Genomic DNA, 10,706 nt, shown 5'->3' with positions numbered 1-10,706 from the left:
GCGGAGAGAGAGGGATTCGAACCCCTGGGACCTGTGACAGTCAACGGTTTTCAAGACCGCCGCATTCGACCGCTCTGCCATCTCTCCGCGGCAAAAATAAGGTAAGTGAGTTTTACACCCAAAAAACTATTGAATATTATGCAATAAAGTTTTTGACAGGCTTGCTATCGTACAATAAATAATTGCTGCGTCTGTATAAGGTCTTTTGCAATAACCTGCACGTAATAAGTGCCCGAGGGTAAGCTTGTATTGATATGCCGGTACGATCCATTGATAGCATAAGTGGCAATGGTATTGCCCGCAGGCGAAACGATCTTTATCAACCCATCGGTTACAGGGCTGTTGAGTGTTACCGTAAAGCTGCCTTTACCGGGATTAGGATATATAGTTAGCGTTTTCGAATTTCCTTTTACAAAAACAGGGATTTGTTTTTAGTATTGCTGCAACCATTTGCAGCAGTATAAGTATAGCTAACACTGGTATTGCCCGGCAATACCTGCGCAGCATAAAATTTTCCATTTACCACACCGGGGCCTGAAAAAATACCACCTGCAGGTGTTGCCGTCAGATCGATAGTTGCCGCAGCAGGTACAGTATCTACAAGTGTAAAATTAATTACAGGCATATTCTTTATATCCACCACAACAGAGTCGGATGCAGTGCAGCCCCCTGTGTTGGTAACTTTTACCCAATAAGTGGCAGCGCTGTTGATAGAAATACTCTGGCTAACTGCACCAGTACTCCATAAATAAGCAGCACCGTTGTTGGCGGCATTGAGTATAACAGATCCGCCGCACTGGCTGATGTCTGCACCCAGGTTTACCACCGGCACGGGCCTGAAATTGATGATAATAGTGTCTGCCGCACTGTTAGCCTGCGCATTGGTCACTTTTACCGAGTATGTACCGGAAGTATTTACAACAATGGTTTGCGAAGTAGCGCCGGTATTCCACAGGTAGGTTGCACCCGGGTTGCCGGCATTCAAAATAACAAATCCGCCACAGGGACTGCTATCGGGGCCTAGATTTACTACGGGGTTGGTATTGGCCGCAAATTTCACTGTTGAAACATTGGTGTTCACGGGGGCCTTGGTATCAAAATATATTGCAGCTGTATTCAGCACGCTATCGCCCTGTACCAGGTTGCTGTTGGTTTTTATTTTAAAGGAGATATAACCTTTACTTGCTGCAGCATTCTGTTGCTTGGTTGGCAACTTTATTTTTTCAAAAATAAATTCAACATTTTTTCCCTGCGACTGGCGCACTACACATGGATGACTGGCACCGGTTATTTCAATACTGCTCCAGTTTAGTTTACTATCCAGTATATCTTTTACCACCACATTTTTTGCTGTATCTGTGCCTGTATTTTGAAAGCCCACACGATAATGGATATACGCCCCGATTTTTGCCATGGGCAATGTTACCCCTTCCATACAAGCCATACTTATAGCCGGTGCCGAAGGTCCTTCAATGATCTGCTGAAGATCAAATACATGATCGGCAGGCATTTCATCACCGGTTACAGGATTGGCCGTTGCCTGGAATACCAGCAGGTCGTTGGCGTAGTTAACTGGCGGGGCAGCCACATCAAAAGTTAAATAAATGGTTTTAGTTTCAAATGGTTTTAATGCACTGAAATTCCAACCCAGTGATCCTGCAGACTGGTTATCGGGATTAACTGTTGCAGATAATAAATAATCCAGCCGCACATCGTCAAAACTGAGTGTAACCGATCCCGACAGTACTTCTGTACCTTTATTTTTCAGAATGATCCTGTATGCTGTGTTCATGCCGGCCATTGCAGTTTGCTCGGGTACAAGTGTTATTTCAAGATCGTTGTGTACCCCGTTTTTTATTGCACAAAAAGGCTGTGTTTTTATAGTGCCATTAGCAGTTGCAAAATTAAATACCGCAGAATCCGGCGTAATGGTAAAATAAGGATTTTGTGATTTTGGTTTTACAGTATAATTGCCGGTTTGCGCATAAAAAGTATACTGGCCATTACCGTTTGTAAATGTATTAAAGCTTTGCCCTGCATGAGACAATTCCATTTTTACATCAGTTAATGGCATATCCTGGTTATCGCAGCCATTATTATTATAATCAAATTGTAATTTACCGGTAATGCTGTTATAAGTGCCCCCGGGTGTAAAACTGCAATAGGCATTTACGTTTACGTTGGGCATACTTTGCGCTGGAAAATAATTGATAAAGAATAATACATCTTCTTCGTTGGCGCATACATACCGTTATGCAGGATTGCCATAAATATTGACGCCGGGAAACATTAAACGGCGTTCCGTTTTTTAAATTAAGATATGTAAGCGATGAATCGTACCTGAAATTAATATTCCAGAGCAGCGGGCAATTACTGATATCAACAGAACGTAAAGGATTATAGCTGCAATACAATGCGGTTAATGCCACCTGGCTATGCAGGTCTAAAGTATCAAGACTGTTTTGATCCAGGTAAATATCAACCAGCTTTGAAGACCCGGTAAGATTAATTGTATCAAGAATACAGTTTTGAACAAACAGGTGTACTAATTTGGGGCAATAACTCACATCCATTTTTTTCATCAGCGCATTTTGATTTACCTGGCACCATGTTAATGAAGGCAGTCCATGCAGGTCGGCTTGTAGCAAAGTAGGGTTATACATACACCATAACTCATCCAGCGAAGGCAATTCACTGGCCTGTAACTGCAGGTTCACCAATTTATTATTATTACAGTCTATATACTCCAGTAAAGGCATACCCGATAACTGGAGATCAGAAATATTGTTATCAAAACATTCCAGGTAGCGAAGATTGTTAAAACCCGATAATACCAGGCTGGTGATCTGGTTACGGCTGCAAATAAGAATAGAGAGATTTTAAAAGACTGTATACCGGTAAGGTCGCTGATATTCTTATTGTTTACATCAATTTGGTCTACCAGCAGCGCCTCGCTTACCTGTATCTGGCCGTCATTATTCAGATCGATGGATGGGTTTGCAGCTAAAAGGGCCTGTTTGAAATTAGCATCCGGGATATTAACTACCTGGGCAGTGCCGGTAGTTCCAAAAAAAGCAATAAAGAAGATGAGTAAAAATATATTTTTCAAAGGCGCTGGATTTTAAGATGGACAGCATCAACAACGCCTTTTTGTAATATTTTATTGTAGTATGTAAGAGCAAATTTCCCTTGGTAAAACTACTTATACGGCTTCATTCTCCAATGGTTTATCCCTTATCACCACCAGGTCTTTCAGGTCTACCGTCATAGGCATAATGCCCACCTGCAGTATGGCTTTTTTGCCTTTTATTTCTTTTACGATGCCGGTACTGCGGTTCTTCTTCATTTTTACTTTGTCACCCAGCTTCACTTCACCTCCTATCTCTTCAAATTTTTCATTCATTTTTTGCTGCTGCTTCTCCGCAGTGAATTTTTCTTTTTGGTTGAACAACAGTGCGCTGATCATCTTCACCACTTTATCCTTATCCTCGGCCTTGCGCCATTCTATCACCATCGATTTAAGGCGGCGCTCCATATCTTTTAAATAAGCCAGTTTTTCTTCTGATATCTTGTTCTGCTGTTTCAGGCGCTCCATATCCTGCTGGTGCCGCTCTTTATTCAGCACCTGGTTCATTTCTTTTTTCAGGCGTTCATTTTCTTTCAGCAGTTTTTGCAATTCCAGTTTCTCTTTATCTATTTTTTGCAAATCCTGCTCCGTACGGTTGAGCAATTTATCCAATGTAAAATGATCTTCATCCACCAGCGTACGGGCTTTTTCTATCAGCCTTTTTTCAAGACCAATACGTTCTGCAATGGAAAAAGTATAGGAGCTGCCTGGTTTGCCTACAATGAGTTTATACATCGGCAATAAGTTCTTTTCATCAAACTGCATAGCGCCGTTGATAATGCCGGGCACTTTATTGGCCATCACTTTCAGGTTCAAATAATGCGTGGTAACAATACCAAAACTATGCTTATGCGCCAGCTCTTCCATGATCACTTCGGCAAAAGCGCCACCTAAATTGGGATCACTGCCACTGCCCAGTTCATCAATGAAGAACAAGGTTTTTCCATTGGCATTTTCCATAAAATGCTTCATGTTCTTTAAATGAGATGAGTACGTGCTCAGCTCAAATTCCAGGCTTTGCGTATCACCGATGTGGATCATCAATTGTTTAAAGATGCCCATCTCACTATCAGGATGCACCGGCACCAACAGACCAGCCTGCATCATTAATTGCAGCAGCCCCACGGTTTTAAGTGTCACCGTTTTACCACCGGCATTCGGTCCACTGATCACCAGTATGCGTTGCTTTTCATTTAGTGTAAGGTTAACCGGTATAGTGGGCTTATTATTCTTTGCATTGTATAAAAAAAGCAAAGGATGATAGGCATTGATAAAATGCAGGTGTGCCTTATCGCTCACCATGGGATAATTACCATTGTACTCTGCTGCAAACCTTGCCTTGGCCCTTATAAAATCGTATTCGCCGGCAATATCGTGGTAGTGCTTCAGCAAAGGTGCGTACACGCTGAGCTTTTGTGTAAGCTCTCTTAAAATACGGTACACTTCCCTGCTCTCGTCATGCTCTAAAGAAAATATTTCGTTGTTCAGTTCGGTGGTTTCTTCCGGTTCAATAAAAGTGGTTTTGCGGCTGTCGCTTTCGCCGTGCATCACACCTTTTATCATGCGCTTTTGTTCGGCAAAAACGGCCAGCACCCTCCTGCCGTTCATAAAACTTTCTTCAATATCAGCCAGGTAGCCCTGTTTGTTCAGTTTACTTACGATCTTGTCGAACAGGCGGCGCAGCTCATTGCGTTTGCGGTACAGGCTCATGCGGATGCGTTCCAGTTCTTCACTGGCAGTATCTTTTACGTAACCGGTCTCGTCCAGTATATCATCTATCAGTTCGATGATCACCTTTTCGTAATAGGTATTTTCGATCACTTTGGCCAGTGCCGGGTATCCAATTCTTTTTTCATTATCGAACCAGCGGAAAATGTCGCTGGTATTAATGGCCAGCCTTTTAATATGCAGAAAATGCTCGCCGGTAAGTGTGGCGCCGGGAATGCCCAGCAGCTTCAGCTCCCGTTGCAGGTTCAGTACAAAATCGTTGGGAAAATACAGGCCGGTCTGTGTAATGGCTTTAAACTCGTTGCTTTGCTGCAGCTCGGTTTGTATAAATTCTTTTTTGGTATGAATGCGGAGTGTATTGGCTTTTGCTTTGGCGTATTCGGTACGGCAATGCAGGGCCAGCAGGGTTTTTACCTTCTCAAATTCTAACTGCACCAGGGCGGATTCGGGAAAAAATTTCATGTACTGCCTTAATTAAGGCTGCAAAGTTACAAAAAACAGGTTTCCCGCAGATGACGCTGATAACGCAGATTGATTTCTGCGAATTCCGCGAACTCTGCTCCAAAGGAGTCCAATGGACGGGCAACTCTTTTCATTTCTGCTAACTCCGCGTCATCTGCTCCAAAGGAGTCCTATGGACGGCAACTTTTTTCATTTCTGCGAATTCCGCGAACTCTGCGGGCAACTCTTCTCATTTCTGCGAGCTCCGCGAAATCTGCGGGGAATTCTTCAGTAATTGATTCCCCACCGCACAATCCAGGCACTTTTTCTTATCGCAGTACGCATGTTTTAACTGCAGCAGCGCCTGCGAATCGAAAGCATTTTTATTGCCCACTTTTAATGAAGTAAATGCCCTGGTGATGGCATTTTGTTCGGCATTGATCTCCATCAGCCATTGCAGGGCTTTGTCCTTATAGCTGTTATCGCTGTGAAAAACGCCATAAGCAAATATTACCGGTGATACTGTGTTGATAAGGATATTATCGATCATCTGTGCGCCCAGTTTTTTCTTTTTAAAAGCCCCGGGTTCATCAAATACATAATGATAATGCCAGTAATCGTTGGCAGTAACATTCAGCAGAATCCTTACTTCCTGCACTGTTTTGCTTTCTTTAATGGCGGCAAATAAATGACTGCTGTTGTGTACCAGCATGGCCAGTTGCGCCAGCCGCAGCGAAGGAAAATTGGCCGGCCGCATGCGCAGGAAAAAGAAAGGCGCTTCCACTTTTTGTAAACGATATTTCTTTTTTAAGAAGCGGTATTCCCTTTGTAAAAGCTGCGGGTATGCTTCTGAAAATTCATTTTCCAGCAAACTTGCCTGGCCAAACAGCAATGCTTCTAATTGGTGTATTTGGTTTTTATGTTTGGCCAAAATGTTTATAGAAAGGCTTTGCGCCAGTTTTTCAAATGCGGTACTGTTTACTTTTACACCAAAGTTTTTGGCCATCATCCACCAAAAACTTTCTTCCCAGTGATTGTTATTTTGTTGCAGGTATTCAAATACAATATTGCAACGGGCCTGTAATCTTTCCACCAGCAAACGTTCTTTCCATGCCGTAAAAGTGAGTGCATTTACCTGGTGGATCATTTTCTCGCAGGCAATGAATTGGCCGCTCTGTAATAAGCTGCTGTACCGCGATAATAAGAATTTGGAGACTTTATCCTGCAGCGTTAAAGTAGAAAAGGGTAATTGCAATGATACATCGTGTTGCCATACTACATGCAGTATCACATTTTTATAATTGTTGTCGCCGGAATGTTTATGATTTTTCCAGTCAGAAGAATTGATATGCAGTTCCACACTGCCTGCCCACACGGTATTACCGATCTTGATCTTGGCATCCATAAAATCAGGACCCTGGTTGGTATTGTAAGTGCCGGCATGTATCACCTGCACCGTTTCTTCTTCTACTGTATGCAGGTTTGTTTTATTAAAATACTGGAATTGCCAGATGTATTGGAGCAACCTTTCTGTCATAACAAGTTAATTGAATAGTTAACCGGTTTAACGAGGAAAGGCCTAACAAATATAGGGAAATAAGATTACACGAATTAGGGCGAACCTGCCTGTCGGCAGACAGATTACACGAATTAAAACTAATTACACGAATTGAATACAGGAGAGATTACACGAATTAAGACGAATTACACTAATAAAACTAATTAACTAATAAGACCAATTAACCAATTAACTAATCTCCAAATTAACCCAACTCCTGCACCACCCTACTCACCGGCAGCCCCATTACATTATAAAAATCGCCTTGTATAGATTTGATACACCACACCGACGGATCCATTCCTGTATGGCATAGGTGCCGGCTTTATCGTAGGGTTGGTATTTGTCTACATAAAAATTCAATTTGCGCTTTGGTCAAACGGATGAAATTGTACTGCGGTAACATTTGCAAAACTTGTTTCTTTACCTGCGTTTAATATCACTACGCCGGTTACTGCCCGATGTTGATTGCCTGCAAGCCTTGTGAGAATGTTCACTGCATCTTCCCTGCTTTTTGGTTTGCCGATGATATCGTTTTGCAGTACCACAATGGTATCTGCTGCAATAATAGGTTTATTGCTGTTGCTTTTTTGCTGAATGGCCAGTGCTTTATCTGCGGGCAATATGTACAGCAATTTCTTCAGGGCGGTAAATGCGCAGGGTATGACTCGTTCTGTATCCGCCCCCATTATCTCGAAAGGCACTTCGGCCCATTCCAGCAATTGTTTGCGGCGGGGCGAATGTTAATGCCAGTTTTACAGCTTGAGTATCAGGAATAAATTTTAAAAAACACCATGGATAAAATCACCCGTGCCAGCATCACCAGCTTAACAGCGGAGCTTAGACGACGATAGTCTTTGGGCACCTGTGCCTGATAGCAGCTGCGCAATAGGCACAATAAAGGAAATGATAATAGTGGCCACCGAATACAAAATGCTCCACCACCAGCCCAAGTGCATGGCATAAAACTGCAGCACCACCGGGTGACGGATGGACCCTATGATCCATAAGGCGGTCAAAACCTTGGCAGCGGGCATGCCCCATACAATAGGCATGGTTTTGCAACCATATTTTTCATCGCCTTCCAAATCTTCCATATCTTTTATCACTTCTCTTATCAATGAAATGATAAAGGCATAAAACTGAATAAAGAAATGATAATCTGATGAAACGGTTAATGTATATTTCAATAGCTGCATAATCGCCCCCATTGCCGGTAGGCACCCCCTGAAATAATAGGCGAAGGAATACCACTATTATCACCCAGGCGGTTAAAAGCGAGATGAGTACATTGCCCGATAGACTTTAACGATACCGAGTACCCGAATAAAAGTAACACACAAATAAAATTCAGCAAAGCCTACCCAGAACAAATGCTCCCTGATATCTACATAAATGCTCAATAAAACTCCTGTAAGCGACAATGAAATGTGCCAGATAATGGCCCCACCTGCGTTTAATTACTTTTTCTACGATGAGTTTTTCAGGGCTTATTGATACGGTCGATATTAAGATCGAAGTAGTCGTTGATGATATAACCCTGCTGCTGCTATTAATGCAGAGGCGATTACGAGTACCAATAAATTCCGGGTATCGAACAGCCATTGCCCCCAACCGCAGCATTAAATGGACGGATGATGCAGTAATAAAACAAAGATTGTGTAACTGCAATGAACACCAGGTTGGGCCAGCGTACCAATCGCAAAAATGCAGTTACCAGTTTCATGGATTTATTTGTGCGCGAAAATTCAGGAATCAATTAGCTAAATCTAAAATGCCTTTTGTGAAGATTATGTTGAAGTTAAAGAGGTATCCACATCCCAGTGACCATTCAGTTTCAATACTTTTTCTATTACATCCCGCCCGCAGCCATAGCCACCGTTGAAAGGTGAGATATATTTACATACCGATTTTATTTCGGGTACTGCATCTGCAGGGCAGCAGGGCAAAGCCGTTAACTGCATGGCCACATAATCCGGTATATCATCGCCCATGTACAGCATTTCATCAAAACTTAAATTTTGTTCTGTTGCGTATGCTTTTAATTTTTCCTGCTTGTTGTGTACACTTAAAAAAACTTCTTTTACACCCAGCTTTACCAGGCGTTGCTTAACAGGCTCCGAATTACCACCGGTGATGATGACCACATGATAGCCTTTTTTTATTGCCAGCTGCAATGCATAACCATCTTTACTATTCATGCTGCGGATCAGTTCGCCATCCGGCATTACGATCATGGTGTCGATGGCCAGAACGCCGTCGATGTCGAATACGAAGGTTTTTATTTTTTTGAAAAGGTCAAGCATGCCTGCAATTGCTAGAATTTTAGATTTGCGATTGCAGATCTTAGATTTTAGAATGCAGGTAAATCCGCAATCGCAAATCTAAAATCCCCCAATCATTTCTGGTTGTCCCTCCACTCATACACCCAGGCGCTTTGTATCATTTCCAGGTGTCCTTCGTTTTACCGACCTGCACAAATGGATACTGGAGATCCCCAATTTTGTGGGCAAAGCCGAGGATAGTAACGAAGGACACCTGGAAATGATACAAAGCACCTGGGTGTATGAGTGGAGGGACAACCAGAAATGATTGGGGGATTTTAGATTTGCGATTGCGGATTTACCTGCATTCTAAAATCTAAGATTTGCAATCGCAAATCTAAAATCTACAATTGCAGGCATGCTTGACCTTTTCAAAAAAATAAAAACCTTCGTATTCGACATCGACGGCGTTCTGGCCATCGACACCATGATCGTAATGCCGGATGGCGAACTGATCCGCAGCATGAATAGTAAAGATGGTTATGCATTGCAGCTGGCAATAAAAAAAGGCTATCATGTGGTCATCATCACCGGTGGTAATTCGGAGCCTGTTAAGCAACGCCTGGTAAAGCTGGGTGTAAAAGAAGTTTTTTTAAGTGTACACAACAAGCAGGAAAAATTAAAAGCATACGCAACAGAACAAAATTTAAGTTTTGATGAAATGCTGTACATGGGCGATGATATACCGGATTATGTGGCCATGCAGTTAACGGCTTTGCCCTGCTGCCCTGCAGATGCAGTACCCGAAATAAAATCGGTATGTAAATATATCTCACCTTTCAACGGTGGCTATGGCTGCGGGCGGGATGTAATAGAAAAAGTATTGAAACTGAATGGTCACTGGGATGTGGATACCTCTTTAACTTCAACATAATCTTCACAAAAGGCATTTTAGATTTAGCTAATTGATCCCTAACTTCGGCGCACAAATAAATCCATGAAACTGGTAACTGCATTTTTACGATTGGTACGCTGGCCCAACCTGGTGTTCATTGCAGTTACACAATCTTTGTTTTATTACTGCATCATCCGTCCATTTAATGCTGCGGTTGGGGGGCAATGGCTGTTCGATACCCGGAATTTATTGGTACTCGTAATCGCCTCTGTATTAATAGCAGCAGCAGGTTATATCATCAACGACTACTTCGATCTTAATATCGACCGGATCAATAAGCCTGAAAAACTGATCGTAGAAAAAGTAATTAAACGCAGGTGGGCCATTATCTGGCACATTTTATTGTCGCTTACAGGAGTTTTATTGAGCATTTATGTAGATATCAGGGAGCATTTGTTCTGGGTAGGCTTTGCTAATTTTATTTGTGTGTTACTTTTATTCGGGTACTCGGTATCGTTAAAAAAGAAATTCTTATCGGGCAATGTACTCATCTCGCTTTTAACCGCCTGGGTGATAATAGTGGTATTCCTTCGCCTATTATTTCAGGGGTGCCTACCGGCAATGGGGCGATTATGCAGCTATTGAAATATACATTAACCGTTTCATCAAATTATCATTTCTTTATTCCGGTTT

At 42.3% G+C, this 10,706-nt stretch carries 13 protein-coding genes and 1 tRNA gene; 3 read left to right on the top strand and 11 right to left on the bottom strand.

The annotated features are described in order from the left end of the window. Position 1 precedes the first annotated feature (1 nt). The 11 genes from QM738_RS25635 to QM738_RS25585 all read right to left on the bottom strand — a co-directional run bounded on the left by QM738_RS25635 (position 2) and on the right by QM738_RS25585 (position 9,160). Positions 2-87: transfer RNA gene (locus tag QM738_RS25635), tRNA-Ser, on the bottom strand. Positions 88-164: 77 nt separating this feature from the next. Further along, entirely contained in the window at positions 165-386 is a 222-nt protein-coding gene (locus QM738_RS25630) for a T9SS type A sorting domain-containing protein (protein WP_462279633.1), read from the bottom strand. A gap of 23 nt (positions 387-409) precedes the next feature. Next, positions 410-2,188, bottom strand: a complete 1,779-nt coding sequence (locus tag QM738_RS25625; RefSeq protein WP_462279631.1) for a DUF7619 domain-containing protein — start codon at positions 2,186-2,188, stop codon at positions 410-412. After that, positions 2,133-2,759 (bottom strand): leucine-rich repeat domain-containing protein, encoded by a 627-nt coding sequence (locus QM738_RS25620; protein ID WP_462279630.1) that lies wholly within the window; start codon positions 2,757-2,759, stop codon positions 2,133-2,135. Before QM738_RS25620 ends, QM738_RS25625 begins: the two co-directional genes overlap by 56 nt. After that, entirely contained in the window at positions 2,738-3,109 is a 372-nt protein-coding gene (locus QM738_RS25615) for a hypothetical protein (RefSeq protein WP_462279629.1), read from the bottom strand. The genes QM738_RS25620 and QM738_RS25615 overlap by 22 nt, the downstream gene beginning before the upstream one ends. Positions 3,110-3,202: 93 nt before the next feature. Continuing rightward, complete coding sequence (locus tag QM738_RS25610) at positions 3,203-5,317, bottom strand: endonuclease MutS2 (protein ID WP_462279628.1); 2,115 nt, start codon at positions 5,315-5,317, stop codon at positions 3,203-3,205. Between the two features lie 229 nt (positions 5,318-5,546). Continuing rightward, positions 5,547-6,833, bottom strand: a complete 1,287-nt coding sequence (locus tag QM738_RS25605; protein ID WP_462279627.1) for a DUF2851 family protein — start codon at positions 6,831-6,833, stop codon at positions 5,547-5,549. A 380-nt stretch (positions 6,834-7,213) separates the two neighbouring features. Then, a complete protein-coding gene (locus QM738_RS25600; protein WP_462279626.1) occupies positions 7,214-7,576 on the bottom strand; it encodes a Maf family protein in 363 nt (120 codons plus the stop codon). Positions 7,577-7,681: 105 nt separating this feature from the next. Continuing rightward, on the bottom strand, positions 7,682-8,053 hold the full coding sequence (locus tag QM738_RS25595) for a UbiA family prenyltransferase (RefSeq protein ID WP_462279625.1): 372 nt from the start codon (positions 8,051-8,053) through the stop codon (positions 7,682-7,684). 368 nt (positions 8,054-8,421) lie between these two features. Beyond that, positions 8,422-8,580 carry a hypothetical protein gene (locus QM738_RS25590; RefSeq protein ID WP_462279624.1) on the bottom strand — a complete coding sequence of 53 codons (159 nt, stop codon included), beginning with the start codon at positions 8,578-8,580 and terminating at the stop codon, positions 8,422-8,424. 64 nt (positions 8,581-8,644) lie between these two features. Next, on the bottom strand, positions 8,645-9,160 hold the full coding sequence (locus QM738_RS25585; RefSeq protein WP_462279623.1) for a KdsC family phosphatase: 516 nt from the start codon (positions 9,158-9,160) through the stop codon (positions 8,645-8,647). A 199-nt stretch (positions 9,161-9,359) separates the two neighbouring features. Between QM738_RS25585 and QM738_RS25580 the strand changes: the two genes are divergently transcribed. The 3 genes from QM738_RS25580 to QM738_RS25570 all read left to right on the top strand — a co-directional run bounded on the left by QM738_RS25580 (position 9,360) and on the right by QM738_RS25570 (position 10,658). Next, positions 9,360-9,446 (top strand): hypothetical protein, encoded by an 87-nt coding sequence (locus tag QM738_RS25580; protein WP_462279632.1) that lies wholly within the window; start codon positions 9,360-9,362, stop codon positions 9,444-9,446. Between the two features lie 90 nt (positions 9,447-9,536). Then, entirely contained in the window at positions 9,537-10,052 is a 516-nt protein-coding gene (locus QM738_RS25575) for a KdsC family phosphatase (RefSeq protein ID WP_462279623.1), read from the top strand. Between the two features lie 63 nt (positions 10,053-10,115). Further along, the gene (locus tag QM738_RS25570; RefSeq protein ID WP_462279622.1) at positions 10,116-10,658 is read left to right on the top strand and encodes a UbiA family prenyltransferase; all 543 of its coding nucleotides are present in this window, start codon (positions 10,116-10,118) and stop codon (positions 10,656-10,658) included. Positions 10,659-10,706: the final 48 nt, after the last annotated feature.

Source organism: Ferruginibacter sp. (genome assembly GCF_049840995.1).
Classification (GTDB): Bacteria; Bacteroidota; Bacteroidia; order Chitinophagales; family Chitinophagaceae; genus Ferruginibacter.
Note: the sequence above shows the minus strand (reverse complement) of the source record. Positions and strands in the feature narration are given on the sequence as shown.